We start from the raw sequence: 22,450 nt of genomic DNA, 5'->3' as shown, positions 1-22,450 counted from the left end.
GGGAATAGCTCGCTTTCCGCGGGAGCGCGGTGAGCCTCCTCGGACTTCGTCCTGTGGGGTCTCACCCTGCACTTTTTTCCCGCAGGAGTCTCGCTATTCCCCTCCGCCCACTTTTCGTAAGACATTCTCGAAACTACCTTCCAGTAATAAGAGCTTTTGTAGTTAGGAATCCTATACCGATGCAGATTAAGCAGGATTTCCCAACACAACTAGGCATGTTACTTTAAGAGGGATTTGGAGAACCTCATTTGGTAAAGGGGCGTAGGGAAACGGTGAGACTCCTGTGGGAAGTGCGTGGTAGATGAGACCCCGCAGAGCGTTAGCTCGAGGAGGCTCATCACTCGCCCACGGAAAGCGAACCTTTTCCCGGAGCCCCTAAGCTCCCATAAAAGTCTCGAAACTGAGTCTTCCACAATCCTGCCATATTGTTGAATAGTCATGGTTTGAAAATATTGGTTGATTTAAAATTCAGAAAAATATATAATAAATAATCATTGATACAAAAGGAGGTCACGATGATGGAAAAGCAACGTCTTCACTATAAAGACAACTTCATATCGATCGTGACTGAGAGCCATTTGTTTATCTAACATTTTTGAAAACCATATAGAAGGAACAAGGTCACGTAGGTACGTGCCTTTTTTTATGTGTGGAAGCATACGTCAAAGGACGTATGCTTTTTTGTGTCTGGATAGAAGTCGGTTACAAGGCCGATTTTTATATAAATCCATAAAAGGTTTGAGGAGGAATCAAAATGGTTCACTACATGGAAAAGAAAGAATGGAACGAAGATTGGAAAGAGAGTGGTTAGCGACTGTTATGAAGAGAGGGTGGTAAATGATGTTTAGTGTACTGTTCAAGTTGCGTTGGTTCTTTAAAACTTACTGGAAGCGTTACACATTGGCGATTATAGCTTTAATCGTTGTAAGTATGATCGATTTGATCCCTCCAAAACTAGTGGGGATCGCGATTGACGAAATACAATTTAATTCCTTTACGAGAGAACGTCTAATGGAATTGTTACTCATTTACGTGGGCATAATCATCGCGAGTTATACCATTTCCTATTTATGGGATTATACGCTGTTCAGTGGTGCGATGATGATGGAGAGGACGATGAGATCCCGTTTGATGAACCATTTTCTGCGAATGACACCTACTTTTTTTGGGAAGAACCGTACAGGGGATTTAATGGCGAGAGCAACGAATGACCTGAAGGCTCTGACGATGACGGCAGGTTTCGGTATCCTGACATTGGTTGATTCGACCATATTTATGATGCTGATTATTGCTGTTATGGGTTTTACAATAAGCTGGCCATTGACCTTTGCGGCATTGATTCCGTTACCGATTATGGCTCTTGTCATGAAGCGGTACGGTAAAGTGATTCATAAGCGCTTTACAGAAGCGCAGGAATCTTTCGGGGAAATGAACAACCAGGTTCTCGAGTCTATTCGAGGAGTTCGAGTCATTCGAGCATTTGTGCAAGAAAAGAATGATGAGCGTTCATTCAACAAAATGACCACAGAAGTGTACGACAAAAACATAGAAGTAGCGAAGATTGATGCGCTATTTGAACCGACAATAAAAATATTAGTTGGTCTTTCTTATACGATTGGATTAGGGTATGGAGCGAATCTCGTGTTCCAGAACCAAATCACTTTAGGAGAGATGGTTTCCTTTAATGTTTATCTAGGGATGTTAATTTGGCCAATGTTCGCTGTCGGGGAACTGATCAATGTCTTGCAACGTGGAAATGCGTCCTTGGATCGCGTCCAGTCGACGCTTGATTACGAACCGGACGTGAAAAACCCACAGTCCCCTGCCTTCGTAGAAAAACCGAAGCAGATTGCGTTTAAAGGGCTCTCCTTCCTTTATCCAGGGGCAGATAAACAAAGTCTTAACGGTATTGATTTAACAGTAAAGCAAGGTGAGACCGTTGGCATTGTTGGAAAAACAGGAGCAGGAAAGACAACGTTGTTCCGTCAGCTTCTTCGAGAATATCCCGGGGATACAGGGAGGCTTGAGGTGAATGGCGTTCCCCTAGGAGACCTTAGTCTTGATCAGACAAGAGCCTGGATTGGTTATGTACCACAAGATCAAGTGCTGTTCTCAAAGACGATCAGAGAGAATATCCAATTTGGTAAACCGGGTGCATCCGACCAGGAAATTAACCGCGTATTGGAGCTGGCTCATTTTGCGGATGATCTTCTACAACTGCCTGAGGGTCTGGACACAAAGGTTGGAGAAAGTGGGGTTACGCTCTCGGGTGGACAAAAGCAAAGGGTTTCCATTGCCCGAGCATTCATCATGGACCCTGAAATTCTATTGCTGGATGATGCTATGTCAGCGGTAGACGGAAAAACAGAAGCTGAAATTCTAGAACACTTGAGAAGAGAACGGCAAGGAAAGACGACGTTCATTGTTGCTCACAGACTTTCAGCCGTAACCCATGCGGATCAAATCCTGGTGCTCGATGATGGAGCAGTGATTGAAAAGGGAACGCATAATGAATTGGTTGAAAATGGCGGATGGTATCAACAGCAGTATGAGCATCAACAGTTGGAAAACGGGGAGGTGGGACGATGAAGAAATCGGCCGAAAAACAGTTGTTTCAGTATGCGTGGTTGTTTCGTAAACGTATATTCATTGGTCTGGTTTGTTTAATCATCGCCGTCGCTTTAGAACTCACCGGTCCTTTCATTGCCAAAAGGCTGATTGATCAGCATATCATTGGAATTGAAAACCAATGGTATCAGGTTGAATCAAAGGATGAACACACGGTTAGGTACAGAGACGCTCTGTATAAACGCTCTGATCGAAGAGATGAATCCGATGAAACTCTTCAAACTCGAACGATTTTGCAGGTGGGGAGAGACTATTATTTCACGGAGGAACAAGTACCTATCACTGGCAGTCGTCAGTGGAAGGATGGGGTTTTGACCATTGAAACCTCAGACCGTACGTATAGGATAGGTGCTGAAAAATTAAAGCTTCAGGAATTGTACAGCTTTTTTCTTCCTGAAATGAAATCGATTTATTGGCTCCTTAGTTTATATGTTGGGTTACTGCTCATTGCATCCGTGTTTCAGTTTTCGCATACGTTCTTGTTGCAAAAGTCTTCCAATAGGATTATTAAGAAAATGAGAGATGATCTCTTTTCACACATACAAACACTGCCGATTCAATTCTTTGTTAATCAGCCGGCGGGGAAGGTGGTCGCTCGGGTAACGAATGATACAGAATCGATTCGTGAGCTGTATGTAAAAGTGCTGGCGACATTTGTTACGAGCTTCTTTTATATGGGAGGTATTTATATTGCCTTGCTGTTATTGGATTGGAAGCTGGCTCTGTTGAGCTTATTATTGATCCCAATTCTGCTGATTTGGATGAAGCTGTTCAAAGGATACGCAGGGAGGTATAACAGAGTTATCCGTTCTACTGTAAGTGACATGAATGGAAACATCAATGAAGCCATTCAGGGAATGTCAATCATCCAATCTTTTAGGCAGGAAAGGCAGACATTAGCAGATTTTGAACGCTTGAATGAACGACACTTTACTTACCAGAGGAAATTAATCAGATTAAGTGCTTTAACATCATTCAATCTAGTGAATGTACTGAGGAACCTTGCTTTCGTAGCTTTTATCTGGTATTTCGGGGCAGGTTCCATAGGTCCTGAAGGGATCGTTACGGCCGGCGTCCTCTATGCTTTTGTAGACTATCTGAACAGACTCTTCCAGCCGGTTACAGATCTTGTCAATCAATTACCTCAGCTCGAAGAAGCCCGTGTGGCTGCAGGACGTGTGTTTGAAATCCTGGATGAACGTGGTGAGACTGTTGTAAACAAACCGATTGAACGGTACAAAGGAGATATTCACTTTGACCAAGTAACATTTGCCTACAAAAAGGGAAATGAAGTGCTTAAAGATCTTTCATTCAATGTGAATCCTGGAGAGACCGCTGCCTTTGTCGGTCATACGGGTTCAGGTAAGAGTTCCATCATGAATCTATTGTTCCGTTTCTATGACCCCCAGCAAGGAACAATCCGGATCAATGGAAAGTCCACCAGTGAGTGGTCGAGACAGCAAGTTCGCAGCCATATGGGCATTGTTCTTCAAGATCCTTTTATTTTTAGTGGGACGATTTTGTCGAACGTGACCATGGGGGATGAGCGTATTTCCCGGGAAATGGCAATAGAAGCGTTGAAAGCTGTTGGAGCTGATCACTTTGTGGAAAAATTACCCGGAAAATATGATGAACCTGTTAATGAAAAAGGAGATACCTTGTCGATGGGGGAAAGGCAGTTGGTCTCTTTTGCACGTGCGTTAGCTTTTGATCCTGCGATATTGATTTTGGATGAAGCAACAGCGAATATTGATACAGAAACTGAGCAGGTGATTCAACAAGCACTTGAAGTTTTGAAGGAAGGAAGAACGACCTTGGTGATTGCTCATCGTTTGTCTACCATTCAACAAGCGGACCAAATTTTTGTTCTTAATCATGGTACAATAATGGAACAAGGGACCCACCAGCAATTGATTCATAGTAAAGGCGAGTACTACCGCATGTACCAGATGCAGCAAGGTGCTGTAGGGATAGAAGCGGTGTAGGTCTCAAAACTGCTTACATGGAGGCAGGTTTCATGCATGAGCAAGAATACGAAAAGAAGGACATAATCGATGATGACTTGTATGAAGAAATAGATGATGATGAACTGTATGAACTCGTACAGGAAGAGAAGAGAAAAGCATATGAACGCGAAAGATTGGAAAAAGAACAGCAGAAGGAGAAGCGTCCTTTCCCTAAGTGGATATTCTGGTTGATCGCTTTCATGATGGTGTTAAACATCGTGGCTGTTCTTCCAAATACGTTTTCTATTCCTGCGATTGATTTCCTCATGACTTCTGCAAAACTTTCGACAGATGAAAAGGTGCAGACGTATAAGGAATCCGTGGTAGTGGTGGAGGCTGGTCGCAGCAAGGGGACCGGATTTGCTTTTACCGAAGATGGCTATATCCTTACTAACCACCACGTCATAGAAGACGAAAAAAGAATTTCAGTAGGCTTTCCAGATGATGGTCTCTTCAGTGCTGAAATAGTGGCCTCTTATCCTGACGTCGACCTCGCTGTTTTGGATGTTGAAGGTAAGAACCTCCCTCATTTGGAGCTTGCTGATGAAGCGGCTTTTGATGCACATGACCATGTGTATTTCATCGGAAATCCGCTCAAGTTCACAGGAATTGCTAATGAGGGGAATGTAATAGGATATAAACAGTTGTCTGATTGGGATCAACAAGTCCTCATGCTTGATGCTCCTATTTACCGGGGGAATTCAGGAAGCCCGGTCATCAATGATCATGGTAAAGTGATCGGGGTAGTGTTTGCTACATTACATGACGATGAAGAGGGGCGGGTCGGCCTCGCAGTACCTATTGATTATTATTATGAACAGACAGAAAAAGGAAACCTTCCTTAGGTTTCCTTTTTGATTGTACGAATTGTTACATGAAAGATCTAACATTGCGTGGGTACATATACCCAATAACGCGGGTTAAATGCATCTTATTATTCTTTGTGCATCATGGAAGAGTCTTAGGGCTTATTTTTTGAAATGGTTATTTAATAAAATGTAACCCCTATGAAGTAGACCGTTCAGGTGTTGTTCAGTAAAATGGTCATGGTCAAGGACAATACCTTTTTACCTGACCCCATTTCGACAAACTTCAGAAATTTTGGTTGATACGATTTTGTAACACAATTGAAATAATCTTAAAAAAGACACCCAAAAAATTAAAGCCATAATCGAAAATATTAATAGGCTGGAGGTGATAAAGGTTGATCAAACGTCTTTTTCAAAAAGCAGATCCCTCCCTGGATGAACAAGTAGCTTCAGCCAAACAGGGAGATGATGATGCACGTAATGAAATGCTGAAACAGTATCAACCTTTCATCGCCAAAAGTGTTTCTGAAGTTTGTAAAAGATATATAGACCCTAAAAAAGATGATGAGTTCAGTATCGGTTTGCTTGCATTCAATGAAGCCATCCAATCTTATTCTTGTGATAAGGGGAGTTCATTTCTTTCTTTTGCAAGGCTCGTGATTAAGCGGAAAGTGATTGATTACATTCGTAACGAACAAAAACGTGTACAAGTCACTTCGCTTGATGAGGACTTCCATGATGAAGAACAAATGGAAAACCCAGTAGAGATTTCAGCGGCTAAGGAAAAGTTTCAATTGGAAACGGAAGCTTGGCATCGTAAAGAAGAAATTCTGGAATTTCAGGCCCAATTGCAGAAGTATAAGCTTTCATTTGATGAGCTGATTGATGCATCTCCCAAACATAGAGATGCCAGAGAGTCTGCTGTTCAGGTGGCCAGGCTCGTTTATGAAGATGAATTTTTATGTTCGCAAGTCATCGATAAAGGCCGATTACCAATCAAAGACTTGGTCGATCGTGTCGATGTTAGTAAAAAAACGTTAGAACGAAACCGTAAATTCATCATCGCACTAGTTCTCATCCTGAACGGGGATTACGTATATCTTAAGGATTATCTGAAAGGGGTGGGTATGTGAAAAAAGGTATTGTCATGGAACAGCAGAGTGAATATATGATAGTCATGACTAGAGATGGCAAATTCCATAGAGCTGAGAAGATTAACCATGCAGATATTGGAATGGAAGTCCAATTCAGGACAGTGGATGAACGGAAAGTCCTGCATCAATGGACTCAAGTTTTGCGCAATCGCTATACGCGAGCAGCTGTTGTAGCCATTATCTTTCTATTAATGGTGTTCCCTGTTTTTTCCTGGTATGGAAGCAATCAAGCGTATGCTTATATGAACATTGATATTAATCCAAGTGTTGAACTTGAATTAAATGATCAGATGCAAGTGATAGATATAATGCCTCAAAATGATGAAGCGTATGAAATCGTATCTTCCTTGAAAGATTGGAAAAAGAAAGATGCATCGGAAGTCACCTTTGAGTTGATAGAGTTGAGTCAAGAAAGAGGATATAGCAATGATGCGAACCAGGTCCTTATTGGTATCAGTTATTTAAAAGAAGAAGTGAAGCAGGATTACACGGAAGAGATTGAAACCTTCCTCATGGAAAAGTCCGCGAATATAAGTATTGCTACCTTTTTAGTCCCAAAGGATTTACGAAGAAAAGCTATTGAACAAAAGGCATCTGTGAATGAAATGGTTGCAGACCGAATAAAGAAAAAAGTAACGGATCAAAAAGCAGAATCAGAACTCCCTGTTCATGTTGAAGATGATGATCGAGAAATTATTCAATCCTTTTATAAAGAAGATTCATCTGATGAAAAACAAGGGGAAGTGCTTGAATCTGACCTGAAACCGGTGGCCCCTCCTGTCCTAAAGCCAGAGAAACAGGATGCAAAAAAACGGGAACCTGAACAAGCACGCTCAAAAGGAAAAGACCAAGCTCCTGGTCAGCAGAAAAAAAAGGCTGATCAAGGGGAAAGACACATAGAAGAGAAAGACAGCAAGAAGAACATAGAAAAGAAAGACAACAAGAATTCACATAAAGATAATGAGAATGAAAATTCGAAAGATAAACATTCGGAAAAATCTACACAACCCTCTCCTAAATCGAAAGAGAAAGGGAAGGACAAGAATTCAGGTTCGAAACAAGAGGATAAGCAGAATGACCGAAACAAAGGGAGCAGCTCGAACGATAAAGAGAAAACTCCTCAGGGTAACGGAAATTCTTCGAATGGAAAGCACTCCTAGACAGTTAGGAGTGCTTTTTTGTTGAAGAAGCATGGAGTATAAGGGTATCGTGTAGAAAAGGAGGAGTAGCAATGAGCAAACCTTATATAGGCGTCAAAAATGGGAGGCTGTCGGACTGTCCGAAGTCTCCGAACTGTGTGAGTACTCAAGCAGAGCAAGAAGAAAAGAAGATGACAGCGCTTGCTTTTTCCAAAGATCTAGAGACCACAAAGTCTGTAATCAAAGAAGTCCTAAGTGAGATGGAGAGGACGGCAGTTGAAACAGAAAACGAAAATTATATCCATGCCGTTGTCGAATCTAAGTGGATGAAGTTCAAGGACGATGTCGAGTTCTATTTTGATCAGGAGGAAGAGGTCGTACATTTCAGATCTGCTTCAAGAGTGGGGTATTCAGACTTTGGAGTCAATAAAAAACGAATGAAGGACTTCTCTGAACATTATGAGTCCATGAGGAGAGAAATCCATGACGTTTGATTATCAAATCGTCGTTATAGGTGGAGGTTCAGGTGGCTTAACAGTAGCAGCAGGCGCAGCGAGTTTTGGTGCTAAGGTAGCTCTTATTGAACGGAAAAAGGAACTTGGTGGGGATTGTCTTCATTATGGATGCATGCCTTCAAAGGCGTTGATTCAAGCGGCTAAAGAGGTGAAAGAGGTCTCCCAATACTCTGAATTGACGGAAGAAGATTACGGTCGTATGTTTAAGTCAGCGATGGAACGGGTCGCAAATGCTCTACAAGATGTCCAAGAGCATGATTCAAAGGATCGTTTTATCGACCTTGGTATTGATATTTATGAAGCAGAAGGAACATTCATAGATGAACATACCCTCCAGGTAGGGGAACAGACGATTACAGCAAAACGTTTTGTCATAGCTACTGGATCTTCTCCAGCCATTCCCCCGATTGATGGGATGGATAAAGTGAATTACTTAACAAATGAAACCATTTTTTCACTGAATCAGAAACCTTCTTCTATGGTCGTTATCGGTGGAGGGGTGATCGGAGTGGAACTGGCTCAGGCGATGAGTCGTTTAGGTGTGGAGGTAACCGTAATAGAAGGCAGCGATAGGATTCTGTCTAAAGAGGATAAGGAAATAGCGAACTTGTCGCAACGTTTATTATCTGAAGAACTGAATATTTTAACGAATGCAAAGGTTGAACGCGTGGAGAAAAAAGGAGATCAGGTTGATATTCACTATACGAAAGATGATATATCAAACAGCATTACTGCAGATTCCATTCTTGTGGCGGCTGGCAGAAAAGCGAACATTGGAAAGCTTGGGCTGGACAAGGCTGGTATTGTAACTGAAAAAGGCTCAATTCAAGTGGATGCAACTTTAAGAACCAATAAAAAACACATTTATGCTGTAGGTGACTGTAATGGATCGATGCCTTTCACTCATGTCGCAGGAATGGAAGGGAAAATCGCCGTTTCTAATGCTGTTCTGGGTCTTTCTAGAAAAGCTTCTTATGAAAAGATACCATGGGTTGTCTACTCAAACCCTGAAATTTACCACCTCGGTTTGACAGAAGAAGAAGCACAAGAGCAGTATGGAGAAGACTTGTTAACCTTCAAAACAAAATTAGCAGACAACGATCGTTTTATGGCGGAGCGGAAGAAAGAGGGACTAGTAAAAGTTTTGACAACGGACCGAGGGAAAATCGTCGGGGCTCATGCGATTGGTGAAGGAGCTGGAGAATGGATGCAGGAAGTGGGGACCGTGCAGGCACTCAATAAGAAGTTTCAGAGCATCTCGAATGTCGTACACCCTTACCCTGCAAAAAATAATGTCGTTTCTCAAACCGCAGACCTATATTGGAGAGAGAAGCTATTTGGAAGTAAATGGAACGACCTTATTCGTTGGTATGTGAAAAAGTTACGATAAGCAAGGATAACAAAATGCGTAGAGAAAAGTCTCTACGCATTTTTTCGTTATTCTTTATCTTCATGCAAATGCTCGTCCTGATTCCCCATCAACCCATAGAAAAACATATGAGTGATTTCTTCACTTAATTCGGGTAGAGAATGATCGAAGAGATCTTCCTTCGATCGCATCGCCTGGTAGTACATTTCAATATAAAACATGATGGAGCGAAAAGAAATATCCGGATGGACGTACCCTTGAGCTTTTCCCTGTTCCACAAGTTCCATCAGTAAAGGGACTGCATCTTTCTCTGTGAACGTTTGAATCATCTCTTGCAACTCAGGCTGGTCCCTCATTACTGTTTGAAGAAATCCGGGGTCCATATGGAGGATGTTTTCTTTTTTATCTTGGATTACAAACCGAATCTTTTTTTTGAAGTCCATATCGTCATTGTGGACGACGTCCCGAAAACGGTCCAGTCGTTCGTAAATGAATTTTTTGACTGTCTCGAATAGGAGCTCATCTTTGCCGCCAAAATAATTATAAATGGTGACTTGAGAAACTTGTGCTTTTTTTGCAATTTCCTGGATGCTGACTTTCTGCACCCCATATTCTGAGAACAACTTCAGGGAGGCGTTCAAGATGTTTTGCTTTTTGCGTTCTTTCCGTCTTTCAAATCCGTTCATTGTCTACACCTCTTCTTAAACCATCATACACGAAGTTATGAACCGATTCAATTCATACATTTCATTTCTGAACACCATGAACTTTATCAACTCCATCTTCCAGAAAAGCTCCCTTTACTTGAAGACTCAGTTTCGAGATGTTTTCGGGGTTCGTTACCCAGGTTCAGCGTTAGGGGTGGTTGGGAAGCTACTCGCTTTCCTGTGGGGGAGCGCCGAGCTTCCTCGGACTGCGTCCTGCGGGATCTCGCCTATCTCCTTCTCCCACGGGAGTCTCCCAGCTTCCCAACCACCCCATTCGATGTATGTGAGAAACGAAACCCTTTCCAAGTAGGATGGTCTTCCGCTATTCCGATTGTTAAAAGCATAAAACGCTCTGTATCAAGCTTTCAGAGTTTAAGTACCTAGTCATGGAAGTTTCAATCTTATACTCCAGTTAAACGGAATGACTTTTTATTCTGGAGATGGTTTCGAGAGTTTGAAATAGCAAAGGGGCGGAGGGGAATGGCGAGACTCCTGCGGGAAAAGAGTGCTAGGTGAGACCCCACAAGGCGTCAGCCTGAGGAGGCTCATCGCGCTCCCGCGGAAAGCGAGCTATTCCCCGTAGCCCCCACCCACTAAATGAAAGTCTCGAAACTGAGTCTTACATAAACCTGCCATTTAGTGGAATAACTTTTTAAAAAGCTAGACAAGATGGATGGAGGTTGAGTACGATGAAAATGATTGAAAGATCATCATAAAGAGAGGAAGATAAGATGTCAAAGCTTGATCTGACTCAGTATGAAAAGAAAATAATTGTTAGAAACATGCAGGATAAAGATATCGAACAGATTTTTGAATTACAGAAAGTTTGTTTCCCTGACATGGATCCATGGAAGAGGGAACATCTGGAGAGCCACTTAACACACTTTGCAGAAGGGCAGTTCGTTGTCGAGTTCGAGGGGGAAATCATAGGAAGCTGTTCAAGTTTAATTGTCAATTTTGATGAGTATGATGATAAGCATACATGGGATGACATTACAGATGAAGGGTATATCACGAATCATGATCCAGACGGCTATAATCTGTATGGAATTGAAGTGATGGTCCACCCTGAATACAGAGGGATGAAAATAGGAAAGCGTCTGTATGAAGCGAGGAAAGAATTAGCCCGCTCATTGAATTTGAAGAGTATCATCATCGGAGGGCGTATTCCGAATTACCATAAATATGAAGGTGAGATGTCGCCGCGTGAATACGTGGAGGAAGTCCGTAATCAAAACATTTATGATCCTGTCCTCACTTTCCAAATCATGAACGGCTTTACTGTCATGAGGATCAATCCTGATTACCTTCCTGATGATGAGAAGTCTTTAAAGTATGCAACGTTGATGGAATGGAATAATATTGATTATCGTGCCCGTACGAAGCGCTATTTCAAGACGAGTCATCCAGTCAGAATTATGGTTATCCAATATATGATGAAAAATATCGATTCCTTTGAAGAGTTTGCGAAGCAATGTGAGTATTATGTGGATGTTGCTGCTGATTATGGTTCTGATTTTGCGGTGTTTCCTGAAATTTTCACCACTCAGCTTATGTCCTTCCTAGAAGAAAAAGTGCCATCAAAAGCTGTTCGTAAATTGAGTTCTTACACCGAAGAATATATTGAAATGTTCACTCACCTGGCTGTGAAGTACAATGTGAACATTATCGGTGGGTCTCACTTCGTGGAAGAAGAAGATCAAATATATAACATATCTTACCTATTCAGACGCGATGGTACGATTGAAAAGCAATATAAGATTCATGTAACACCGAATGAACGGACGTGGTGGGGGATTCAACCTGGAGATGCGGTCAAAGTCTTTGATACGGATTGTGGTAAAATCGCCATTCAGATTTGTTATGATATCCAGTTTCCTGAGCTTGCACGCTATGCAGTCGATCAAGGAGCGAATATTATCTTTGTACCATTTTGTACAGATGACAGACAAGGGTACTTGCGCGTCCGTTATTGTGCCCAGGCCCGTGCGGTGGAAAACCAAGTCTACACAGTTATTGCTGGAACGGTAGGGAATTTGACGCAAGTGGAGAATATGGACATTCAGTATGCACAATCAGGCATCTTCACACCATCGGATTTCGAATTTGCCCGGGATGGGATTATTGGTGAATGTAACCCGAATGTGGAAACGGTTGTTGTTGGAGATGTTGATTTAGAAATACTTAGAAGACAACGGAAGTCAGGAACCGTCCGTCAGATCCGTGACAGACGCCGGGATTTATTTGATCTACGATTTAAAATAGACACAGAAGAAAAGCCGGAACGAACGTAAGGAGGAATTTGTTGTGTTGGACAAACAAGTAGCTATTGTGACAGGAGCTTCAAGGGGCATAGGAAAAGAAATAGCTTTTCAACTCGCCGAAAAAGGGGCTTATTTATCCATCATCGGCAGCTCAGAAGAAATACATCAAACGAAGGAAGAGTTAGAAAAGCAAGGGTACACAAATGTTTTATCTTATACGGCCGATGTCAGTGATGAAAACGAAATCGATCAGGTCGTGGAAGGAACAAAAAAAGCGTATGGCAAAGTGGACATTCTTGTTAACAATGCGGGTATTGGGGACTTCAAACCAATCGAAGAAGTAACAGTAGAGGAGTGGCGGCGGACGTATGATATCAACGTTCAGGGCGTATTTCTCGCGACCAAAGCGGTGCTCCCGATTATGAAGTCACAGAAGTTTGGTACCATCATTACTGTCGCATCCGATGTCTCACGTTATACAATTCCTGAGGGGGGCGCTCTTTACACCTCCACGAAGTATGCTGTTCAAGGATTTATGGGGTCGCTTGCTCAAGAAGTGAGAAAAGATGGCATCCGTGCTGGGACCATTAATCCCGGAATGGTGGACACTTATTTTGCCAATGGGACCCAAGGAGATCCTGAAAAGTCGGAATGGCTCAAAGTTCATGATATTGCGGAAGCCGTCGTCTATATGGCGCTTGCTCCGAAGCATATGGTCATTGATGAGATGCATCTCCACCCGCTTATCCAAGAATATCCACGTGTATAAATGGAAAATAAATGAAGACAAGGTCATCCAAAAATTGGATGACCTTGTCTGTCTTTTATGTGAAAAAGCTTGGTTGCAGTGTTGTCGCTTGAGCATGATCGATATAGCTTAACAAGGCTTCGTGAGATTCGAGCATTTCGCTTTGTTTACTCGGATAGTAAGCCGAGTGGAGGAATGTTTCAATCTTTTTAGAAAGAAATTCATCCCTTGTTCGTACCATCAGGACAAGCAAGTCGTCCCATTGGCCCCAGATCATGAAATGCAGGGCTTTGTCGTAATCATAGTGACTCATTGGATGACACTTCCTTTATGAAAGGAGTGGTCTTATTATCCCCTTGAGCGTTCTTGCTCAATCAGAGAGTTCGTCACAGTTCTGGGAATGTCGACACATTTTTGCTTTTTTCTTCCGCAGAGCATTGGAAATTTTGTTATGATAGTATGGAAAAGTTTTGCTTTTGGCGGAAGGAGTCTTCGTGATGTCAGAAAAAAATCTTCTTTATGCAAATGTGGGGTGTGTCATCCTATTGGGGATGCTGCTATTTCTTAGCGTTGTAACAGCCGAAGCTGATGCCACCCAGAAGGTAATGATTTTGATTTCAGAAATCATTGGAGGAATTACCCTTGTTGTTGCCATTCTTTCTCTTTTTTACATAAAAAGTGATCAACGGTATGTCCCTTTATCCATTTTATGTTTTTTAGCCCCCTGGTTATTATTTGGAATCGGATACGAAGTAGGATTTGATGCTTCAACACCATATACATGGATATGGTTCATCAGCTTGTATTTGCTTTTGATTGCTGGCTTTATCTTCATTCGGATCGGGTACAAAAAAGTAGAAGGTCATTATAAACTGGTTTCTGCTTTCCTTTTATTTATTAACGCTATTTTTTTCGTTTATTTAATATTCATTCATATCTGGTGGAGCATCCCGTTTCTGAATAGTTAATCCTCCGTTCACTTTTCGACTGAGGATTTTCTTTATATTGACACCGTCTTCCTGTTTTTAGCAATCGCATATTTGCCTTCCAACCACACATACTAACCGTAAACATGGATGGAAGGAGGTTGAATAGCATGAAGATTAAAGTATTAGCCATCGGTCTATTGGCAGCCGGAACTCTTGTGGCCTGCCAGGCAGAACAAGAAGCTGCTGACAATGGCAACTACAATGGAGTGGAAAATACAAGCTTCGAACGTACAGCTGATGACATGTCTGAAAATGGTCAAAAAGCGAACCAGTATGACAATGATCGCGGAATGGTTCATAACACGAATTACAAAGTGGCCAAGGATGCAGCAAATCGTATCGAAAAGAATGTCGATGGCGTAGATCGTGTTTACGTGTTGAAAACACGTGATAATGCTTATGTAGCGGCAGAGCTTGATAATCCAAAGGGAGACAAGAACGAAGTCTCTGATGAAATGGAAAAGCAAATCAAAAAAGCGGTTAAAGCATCGGATCAGGACATAAACAATGTTTATATCTCAACAAACCCAGATTTTGTTGACTTAACAAACAATTATGTAGAAGATGCTCAAAATGGTGAACCAGTCACAGGATTTTTCCGTGAATTCGGAGAAATGGTCGACCGGATTTTCCCTGACCAACGCTCATAATAAAAAGCCAGGATCTCTTACGGAGATTCTGGCTTTTCAGCTTTTACAATCATGAAGTTCGGCTTCCTTGAAACTTTATCGAAGCCTTCTGGGTGGACTTCTTTGAACTTCTGCGTCGGTCTTGGCTCTGTTAAATTTATGAAACGGAAATGATCAGTCACTGATGAAATAATCTCTTCCAGAGGGCGTCTATAGAAAGTCATGGGGACTCTTTCTCCGTTTACGGTCCACTCATCCTCGATTTGCTGAGTGGCATAATAGTTTTCTGCTTTATGGTTCATATAATCCATGAACGGGTGGTGAGTAGAAAAAAGAAACGTTCCTCCTGGTTTTAGGGTGCGGTGGAACTCCTGAAAAACAGGGCGCCATTCTTTTATGTAGTGGAGAGTGAGTGAACTTACAATGATGTCAAAAGAATCATTATCCGCTGGCAAGGGATCTGTCAAATCATGAACAGAAGCGTGAACGTTGGCATTCCCTGCTCTGCGCTTGGTCACATCAATCATCGAAGGACTTAGATCAAACGCTGTAACAGCTGCTCCATGATCAGCCATGTAGCGTGCATACCATCCAGCAGCACAACCTGCATCGAGCACTTTTTTTCCTTGAAGACAAGGAAGAAGATTAATCATAGCCGGTCGTTCTAAATAGGCATTGTAGGGTTTTGAATCAACATCGAACGCATAATGTGTGGATAAATACTCATAAGAACGCAGAACATTCTCTTTCATAGGAAAACTCCCTTCTCTTTTCATATCTTCCAGTTTACATGAAAAAAGGGTTGCAACTGAAATTAAAGAGTGTATAATCTTTTTTGTAGTAAAGGTGACTAAATTGTTCAAATGGTCAGGTGATAAAGATGAGTTTGGATAGAAGAGAAGAAATTCGTGAGGCCGCCCGTCAATCTTTTTCCATTTTTGGCTATAAAGCGACAACGATGGATCAAGTCGCCAAAGCTGCGAATGTAGGAAAAGGCACCATTTACAACTTCTTTCAAAACAAAGAAGAATTGTTTCAGGACATTATCGCAGAGCTTCTCTTAGAAATGAAGGGAAAAGCGGAATCTGTCATGGATGACGAGCGATCCCTGAAAGAAAATGTACACTTAGCACTTATAGAACTGCTTCAATACCGTAAGAGCCACCAGTTAACGGTGAAACTCGTATATGAAGCACGTGAAATAGGAACGGCAGCTGTAAAGGAAGCTCTTCAAAATGTAGAGGCTTTAATCTTGGAGTATCTAAAGGATAAGATAAGAACAGCTGTAGCAGAGGGAGATATTCGCGAATGTGACCCGGAAATTACGGCCTTTATGATGTTGAAGTTATACACGGCACTGATTATCGATTGGGAAGAAGCACATGATCCCCTATCCAAGGAAAAGATCCTTCATTTATTTGATGATTACGTGTTCAAAGGATTATCACCCGAATGATGGTCCTCTTTTTTTGACGGAAAATGACCAAATGAATAATATAGTCATATGTTATTAGGAGGTAGGAAAATGAGTGGTTGGAAGCTTTGGATCTCAGAGTGGAAGCATATTGGAAAAAATAAAAAAGTACTGGTACCGTTTTTAGCGGTCCTTCTCATCCCGCTGATTTACAGCGCGATGTTTTTATGGGCGTTTTGGAACCCTTATGACAGCATGGATGAATTGCCGGTAGCAATCGTGAACCTCGATGAGGGGGCAGAATTTAATGGAGAACCTCTTCAAGTAGGAAAAGAGTTCGTGAACCAATTGAATGATGGAGGAGATTTTGAATACCACGTAGTCTCAGAGGAAAAGGGTTATGAAGGTCTTGAAGAGCAAGATTATTATATGCTTGTTGAGATTCCTGAGAATTTTTCTGCGGATGCTACAACGGTGATGGATGATACGCCGAAACCTCTACAGTTGAAATACGTGCCGAACGAAGGGTTCAACTTCTTATCTGCCCAAATTGGTGAATCGGCAACAGAAAAGATGAAAGCTAAGTTATCCAGTGAAATGACTGAAACCTATGCCAATGCCATGTTCGAGCAGTTCAGTGAACTTCAAAAAGGGCTGGCAGATGCAAGTGAAAAAGCAGGAAACTTGGACCAGGGAGCTGCAGACTTGGACCAGGGAGCTAAAAAATTGGAAGAAAGTTTAAAAACATTCACTGATAAACAATTGGAGCTGGCAAGCGGGACGCAAGCGCTAAGGAATGGAGCATCTGATTTGGCTGACGGGTCCTCTGATTTACGTAATGGACTAGGCAAATTGCAACACGGATTTGCACAGCTTGAAAAAGGGACAGCTGATGCCGAAGGTGGCTCGGAAAGCCTACAAAACGGCATCGCTCAATCTAAAGAAGGAGCCGAATCTTTAAGTGAGGGAATCTCTTTAATGATTGAAAAAACTTCCCCGTTAAAAAGTGGTGCAGAAAAGCTCAATGAAAGTATGAACGGAGTGAATCAAGGCGCAGATCAGGTATCTACTTCTGCCCAGCAAGTGGCTGAAGGGATCACAAGTCTGAAGAAAGAATTGGTTCCTTTAGTTGAAACCATGCCTGAAGAACAACAGAAGGCTCTCCTCCAAAAGATAGAGGGGCTGGAGACTGGGGCTTTCGAACTCGCAAAAGGAGCAAGTTCTCTTAACTCAGCAACAGCTAAAGTTAGCGAGGCAACTGGCCCCTTAAATGGGAAAGTTGAAGAACTCCTTAAAGCGCAAACTCAACTGCAAAAAGGAGCCGAAACACTAGTCGCAGGCCAAAGCGATCTTTATAAGGGAGCCACAAAGCTTTCCGATGGGCAAGAGCAATTGAAGACCTCCATGGGTAGGTTTTCAAAAGAACTGGCTAAAGCTCAGGAAGGAGCTGTGAAACTAGCGTCTGGCGCCTCTGAAATCAATCAAGGAGCAAGCAGGATCTTCGATGGGTCTAACCAGCTGGCGGATGGTTCCAAACAACTTCAAGAAGGAGCGGGTGAGTTGTCAGAGGGAACAGGTGCATTAACTTCTGGAACGCAGGAGTTTGAATCGAACCTGAGCACCGCTTCATCGGAAGCGAATGAAGTGAAAGCGGACGAGGAGACAGGAGAAATGATGGGATCTCCAGTAGGTGTGGACAAAGAATCCCTGAACCACGTGCCGAATTACGGCACAGGCTTTACCCCTTATTTCTTGTCTTTAGGCTTATTCGTAGGCGCATTGTTAATTACCATTGTTTACCCTGTCCGTGAACCTTTCGAAAGTCCAAGAAGCGGACTTGGATGGTTTTCGGCTAAGTTTGGAGTTTTGTTTGTAGCAGGTACCATACAAGCTGTCATCGCAGCAAGTGTGATCTTGTATGGGTTGAACTTGGAAGTTACTCATGTAGGATATTTCTACTTGTTCAGCATCCTCACGAGTTTGACCTTTATGACGCTTGTACAAATGCTCGTGACATGGCTTGGTGACCCAGGAAGATTCGTGGCTATTTTGATTTTAATCCTTCAACTGACGACGAGTGCAGGGACGTTCCCGCTGGAATTGATTCCAGAACCTCTGCAGTGGTTTAATCCCCTCTTACCTATGACTTACTCAGTAGCAGGATTCAAATCAATCATTTCTGATGGCAATTTCGCTTTAATGTGGCAGAATGCATCTATTTTAACAGGGTTCATTTTAGGTGCTTCTATACTAACGATCATCTATTTTATATTGAAAAATCGAAAACAAAACGTTTCCCTTCAGGAGGAGGCAGCATAAAGAGAGCCATGTGCTCTCTTTTTTTTGTTCAGGATTCCTAAGAAGTGCAGACACTGAAATCAGCCCTTTTCCTTGCTCAAAGCACGGCTGGTCAGACGATTGTATATCAATGAAACGGACAGGAGAGATTGGCGTCTGTCAGCCCATATTCTGATAAAATGTGAAAAGAGGGGGGAATGGAAGATGATTAAAACGGCAGAGGTTTATGATGCGGAAGCTTATCAAAACCTTATCGAACAATTGGAGTCAGAAACTGATTTTTTATTATATGGGAAAGACGAAAGGAAATCCACGATTGAAAAAGTAAAAGGTTTGATGCAAAGGGTGGGGAAGGAAGAAAACTCTACAATCATCCTGTCCGAGCTGGACGGGGGAGTCATCGGGCATGTGACCGTTTTTGGCGGTGGTGCACCAAGGACACTACATACAGCGAGCGTTATTACGGGAGTATTGAAGGACTTCCACGGTCAAGGGGTCGCTAAAGAGCTTTTCTATCAATTATTTCAATGGGCGGAAGCAAAAGGTGTGACGAGGCTTGAACTTACAGTTATGGTCCATAATGAAAGGGCTGTCCGCTTTTATGAACGCATGGGCTTTGAAAAAGAAGGAGTGAAAAGACAATCCCTGATGATCAATGAGAGTCCCGTCGATGAGTATATCATGGCTAAAATTCTAGTATAGAGGACAAGAAGATGGACTGAACCTTCATGTTCGCTGCTTTACCCTCATATAGTAAGATAAGCGAAATCGAAGGAGGGGGCATCTTTGAGACCAGATGACCAAAAGAAGCTCGAATATGCGATCAGAGAAATAACGGAAATCGCTAAAGGTTTCGGGCTTGATTTCTACCCAATGCGTTACGAAGTCTGTCCTGATGATATTATTTATACATTCGGAGCGTACGGGATGCCGACACGCTTTTCCCACTGGAGCTTTGGAAAGCAATACTATAAGATGAAGCTGCAATATGATCTCGGACTAAGTAAGATTTATGAACTTGTCATTAACTCGAATCCTTGTTATGCCTTCCTGTTGAACTCTAACAGTTTGATCCAAAATAAGCTGATTGTCGCACACGTCCTGGCTCACTGTGACTTTTTCAAAAATAATGCCCGGTTCCAGAATACAAAGAGGGACATGGTGGAAAGTATGGCGGCTACGGCAGAACGAATCGCTACTTACGACAAAATATACGGAAAACATGAGGTCGAATCATTCCTTGATGCTGTGCTTGCCATTCAAGAACACATTGACCCATCATTGGTCCGGCCTAAGCTTGCATGGTCTATGGACGAAGAAGAAAGTGAAGAAAAACCGTTTCAAACAGAATATGATGATATTTGGAAAATTGATGAATCATCTTCAGAAGAGCAGCCAAGGTTCAGAAAGAAAAAGAAATTTCCTCCGAGGCCCGAGAAGGATTTATTGCTTTTCATTGAACAGTACAGTCGTGAACTGGAGGACTGGCAGCGGGATATCTTGACAATGATGCGGGAGGAAATGCTGTATTTCTGGCCACAGTTGGAAACAAAGATCATGAACGAAGGTTGGGCTTCATACTGGCATGCTCGAATATTAAGAGAAATGGATTTGACAAGTGACGAGGCCATTGAATTCGCCAAGCTCAATGCGAGCGTGGTACAGCCAAGTAAAACCCAGTTGAATCCATATTATCTGGGGTTGAAGATTTTTGAGGACATTGAAGAGCGCTATGACAATCCGACGGAGGAAATGATCAAACATGGGGTCGAACCCGGTTCGGGAAGAGAAAAAATGTTCGAGGTTCGGGAAATCGAATCAGATCAAAGCTTCATCCGAAATTATTTAACGAGAGATCTGGCCCGAAGAGAAGATTTATACCTTTTCCAAAAACAAGGGCAGAAATATAAAATCACAGATAAAGATCATGAGGCTGTCCGTGATCAGCTTGTCACCATGAGGGTCAATGGAGGGTTCCCTTATATTACTGTCCAGGATGGTGATTATGTGAAGGGTGGGGAACTCTATTTAAAACACCACTATGAAGAAGTTGAGCTCGATGTTGGGTATTTGGAAAAAACATTGCCGTATGTTTATCAGCTGTGGGGCCGGAATGTCCATATAGAAACGAAAGTCGAAGGCCGGGATGTTGTTTTCAGTTATGGTGGTAAAAAAGTACAGAAAAAATACTTATAAGATTCAAACTGCTCTTCCCTTAAGGGAAGAGCAGTTTTTTTGCTTTAAAAGAATGTTGAAGACTTAATCAGTAAGAAATCGACAAAACCTCTCCCTCCATTTGACAACGTGGCGAAAAGGATTTTGATATAATGACGGTAAGGTTTACCTTCTTATAAAAAAGAGGTGAGATGGATGAAAAAGGTGCGCGTGGCTATATATGGGTTGATTGCTGTATTAATTGCCGCTGTCTTTTTTTATGTGGACAACAAGGAAGTCAACGCACTGAAAAACAACCAGACCTACCCGATGGTAGAAACCCCAAGACAGCACCCGGAACCGATTACGGTTTCATCTAAGGAAATTGGGGATACGAAAGTCCATTTGACCAGGCTTTACAGCCGGAACGATGCAAAAGGACTGTATCTTGGGATGTGGTATGGTGACAGAAATGCTGTAATGAAAAACAAGGAAGAGGATTGGCTGAGAGAGAAAGGTCATATCGAATTCTTAGTAAAAGCCGTAGACTCCAATGGCACCACCTATAATGGACATACGATTGGTACGAAGGAAGGGACGTTCACTACTTTTCGCTATATCCAATTCGATAACTTCCGATATGATCAGGAGTTGGAGGAACTTGATTTAGCTTTTTATCCAATCAAAGATGACGGCAATGGAGGCGTACCCTACGAGCATCCTTGGATGGAAATCACTGTAGAAGTGGAATGAATAACGCTTGCTTGAGCATACGATAGCATAGAAGAACGTTTGGGAAATTCTTTTAGTCATGAGAGCTTAGACACAGGTCTAGGCTCTTTTTTTCTCATAAGTAATGGTCAATGAAAAGGGGATTCATAATGAGATATTCTCGTGTCTTACTTAAAATCAGTGGTGGTGCCTTGAAAGGAAACAGTAAGGACAGTTTCGACAACCAACGCATGGATCACATCGCAAATGAAATCCTATCGCTTCTTGAAAGTGGAATGGAGGTTGCGGTCGTTGTCGGAGGAGGCAATATCTTCAGAGGGAGGACTGCTGAAGACTGGGGAATTGAGCGAGTAGAGGCCGACAATATAGGTACAATCGGTACGATTATAAACAGTCTCATGTTAAGAGGCGTGTTGAAGAAAAAATCCAAAAAAGAAATCAGAGTTATGACATCCATTCCGATAGCAAGTGTAGCGGAGCCGTATATTCGTTTGAAAGCTTTACACCACCTGAGTAAAGGAATGGTCCTCATTTTGGCGGGAGGAAACGGGCAGCCGTTTGTCACGACCGATTATCCTGCGGTACAAAGGGCGATTGAATTGGATTGTGACGCCATCCTTGTTGCCAAGCAAGGAGTCGATGGTGTATACACATCGGATCCTGTCAAACATAAAGGAGCGCAAATGTATGGCACGTTAAATTATGATGATATCCTTCTCCATAACATCCAGGTCATGGATCAGTCCGCTCTTATTCTCGCACGAGATTTCCAAGTGCCTGTCCACATTTTTAACTTTGATCTTCCAGGGCTTATGAAAAGGGTTTGTATGGGGACGGATGAGGGTACTCTCATTTCACATCGGCCTTCCAGGCTTCAAACTTTGGAATAGGTCGA

General features: G+C 42.3%; 20 protein-coding genes. 17 read left to right on the top strand and 3 right to left on the bottom strand.

Translation table 11 applies throughout. The features are described 5' to 3' along the window. Positions 1–840 precede the first annotated feature (840 nt). The 7 genes from K2225_RS06165 to K2225_RS06135 all read left to right on the top strand — a co-directional run bounded on the left by K2225_RS06165 (position 841) and on the right by K2225_RS06135 (position 9,641). Positions 841–2,589, top strand: a complete 1,749-nt coding sequence (locus tag K2225_RS06165; RefSeq protein ID WP_220583933.1) for an ABC transporter ATP-binding protein — start codon at positions 841–843, stop codon at positions 2,587–2,589. Further along, positions 2,586–4,613: an ABC transporter ATP-binding protein gene (locus tag K2225_RS06160; protein WP_220583932.1), complete on the top strand. Its 2,028-nt coding sequence runs from the start codon at positions 2,586–2,588 to the stop codon at positions 4,611–4,613. Before K2225_RS06165 ends, K2225_RS06160 begins: the two co-directional genes overlap by 4 nt. A gap of 32 nt (positions 4,614–4,645) precedes the next feature. Then, entirely contained in the window at positions 4,646–5,479 is an 834-nt protein-coding gene (locus K2225_RS06155; RefSeq protein ID WP_220583931.1) for a S1C family serine protease, read from the top strand. 359 nt (positions 5,480–5,838) lie between these two features. Beyond that, positions 5,839–6,576 (top strand): RNA polymerase sigma factor SigI, encoded by a 738-nt coding sequence (sigI, locus tag K2225_RS06150; protein WP_220583930.1) that lies wholly within the window; start codon positions 5,839–5,841, stop codon positions 6,574–6,576. Beyond that, on the top strand, positions 6,573–7,757 hold the full coding sequence (locus tag K2225_RS06145; RefSeq protein WP_220583929.1) for an anti-sigma-I factor RsgI family protein: 1,185 nt from the start codon (positions 6,573–6,575) through the stop codon (positions 7,755–7,757). The genes sigI and K2225_RS06145 overlap by 4 nt, the downstream gene beginning before the upstream one ends. A 71-nt stretch (positions 7,758–7,828) precedes the next feature. Continuing rightward, a complete protein-coding gene (locus K2225_RS06140; protein ID WP_220583928.1) occupies positions 7,829–8,230 on the top strand; it encodes a DUF1499 domain-containing protein in 402 nt (133 codons plus the stop codon). After that, positions 8,220–9,641: a dihydrolipoyl dehydrogenase family protein gene (locus tag K2225_RS06135; protein ID WP_220583927.1), complete on the top strand. Its 1,422-nt coding sequence runs from the start codon at positions 8,220–8,222 to the stop codon at positions 9,639–9,641. Before K2225_RS06140 ends, K2225_RS06135 begins: the two co-directional genes overlap by 11 nt. Before the next feature lie 47 nt (positions 9,642–9,688). Here K2225_RS06135 and K2225_RS06130 read toward each other — a convergent pair whose 3' ends face one another. Continuing rightward, complete coding sequence (locus K2225_RS06130) at positions 9,689–10,306, bottom strand: TetR/AcrR family transcriptional regulator (protein ID WP_220583926.1); 618 nt, start codon at positions 10,304–10,306, stop codon at positions 9,689–9,691. A 752-nt stretch (positions 10,307–11,058) separates the two neighbouring features. Between K2225_RS06130 and K2225_RS06125 the strand changes: the two genes are divergently transcribed. Both K2225_RS06125 and K2225_RS06120 read left to right on the top strand, forming a co-directional pair. Beyond that, positions 11,059–12,621 (top strand): bifunctional GNAT family N-acetyltransferase/carbon-nitrogen hydrolase family protein, encoded by a 1,563-nt coding sequence (locus K2225_RS06125; protein ID WP_220583925.1) that lies wholly within the window; start codon positions 11,059–11,061, stop codon positions 12,619–12,621. A 13-nt stretch (positions 12,622–12,634) separates the two neighbouring features. Continuing rightward, a complete protein-coding gene (locus tag K2225_RS06120) occupies positions 12,635–13,360 on the top strand; it encodes an SDR family oxidoreductase (RefSeq protein WP_220583924.1) in 726 nt (241 codons plus the stop codon). Between the two features lie 55 nt (positions 13,361–13,415). Here K2225_RS06120 and K2225_RS06115 read toward each other — a convergent pair whose 3' ends face one another. Beyond that, positions 13,416–13,652 carry a YhdB family protein gene (locus tag K2225_RS06115; RefSeq protein WP_146814402.1) on the bottom strand — a complete coding sequence of 79 codons (237 nt, stop codon included), beginning with the start codon at positions 13,650–13,652 and terminating at the stop codon, positions 13,416–13,418. A gap of 184 nt (positions 13,653–13,836) precedes the next feature. On the opposite strand from K2225_RS06115, the gene K2225_RS06110 reads away from it, so the two are divergent. Together K2225_RS06110 and K2225_RS06105 are read left to right on the top strand one after the other, a co-directional pair. Continuing rightward, positions 13,837–14,307 carry a hypothetical protein gene (locus tag K2225_RS06110; protein ID WP_220583923.1) on the top strand — a complete coding sequence of 157 codons (471 nt, stop codon included), beginning with the start codon at positions 13,837–13,839 and terminating at the stop codon, positions 14,305–14,307. A gap of 128 nt (positions 14,308–14,435) precedes the next feature. Continuing rightward, on the top strand, positions 14,436–14,978 hold the full coding sequence (locus tag K2225_RS06105; RefSeq protein WP_220583922.1) for a YhcN/YlaJ family sporulation lipoprotein: 543 nt from the start codon (positions 14,436–14,438) through the stop codon (positions 14,976–14,978). Positions 14,979–14,995: 17 nt separating this feature from the next. On the opposite strand, the gene K2225_RS06100 is transcribed toward K2225_RS06105, so the two are convergent. Then, positions 14,996–15,709 (bottom strand): class I SAM-dependent methyltransferase, encoded by a 714-nt coding sequence (locus tag K2225_RS06100; protein ID WP_220583921.1) that lies wholly within the window; start codon positions 15,707–15,709, stop codon positions 14,996–14,998. A 128-nt stretch (positions 15,710–15,837) separates the two neighbouring features. Between K2225_RS06100 and K2225_RS06095 the strand changes: the two genes are divergently transcribed. From K2225_RS06095 to pyrH, 6 genes are all read left to right on the top strand, one after another. Next, positions 15,838–16,413: a TetR/AcrR family transcriptional regulator gene (locus K2225_RS06095; protein ID WP_220583920.1), complete on the top strand. Its 576-nt coding sequence runs from the start codon at positions 15,838–15,840 to the stop codon at positions 16,411–16,413. 69 nt (positions 16,414–16,482) lie between these two features. Beyond that, entirely contained in the window at positions 16,483–18,690 is a 2,208-nt protein-coding gene (locus K2225_RS06090) for a YhgE/Pip domain-containing protein (RefSeq protein WP_220583919.1), read from the top strand. A gap of 183 nt (positions 18,691–18,873) precedes the next feature. Continuing rightward, a complete protein-coding gene (locus K2225_RS06085; RefSeq protein ID WP_220583918.1) occupies positions 18,874–19,371 on the top strand; it encodes a GNAT family N-acetyltransferase in 498 nt (165 codons plus the stop codon). Between the two features lie 84 nt (positions 19,372–19,455). After that, entirely contained in the window at positions 19,456–20,865 is a 1,410-nt protein-coding gene (locus K2225_RS06080; RefSeq protein ID WP_220583917.1) for a SpoVR family protein, read from the top strand. 174 nt (positions 20,866–21,039) lie between these two features. After that, entirely contained in the window at positions 21,040–21,576 is a 537-nt protein-coding gene (locus tag K2225_RS06075; RefSeq protein ID WP_220583916.1) for a hypothetical protein, read from the top strand. A 128-nt stretch (positions 21,577–21,704) separates the two neighbouring features. Then, on the top strand, positions 21,705–22,445 hold the full coding sequence (pyrH, locus tag K2225_RS06070) for a UMP kinase (protein ID WP_220583915.1): 741 nt from the start codon (positions 21,705–21,707) through the stop codon (positions 22,443–22,445). Positions 22,446–22,450 lie beyond the last annotated feature (5 nt).

It is taken from the genome of Halobacillus sp. Nhm2S1, assembly GCF_019599545.1.
In the GTDB taxonomy this organism is placed as follows: domain Bacteria; phylum Bacillota; class Bacilli; order Bacillales; family Halobacillaceae; genus Halobacillus.
This window is presented reverse-complemented; position numbering and strand designations above follow the sequence as displayed.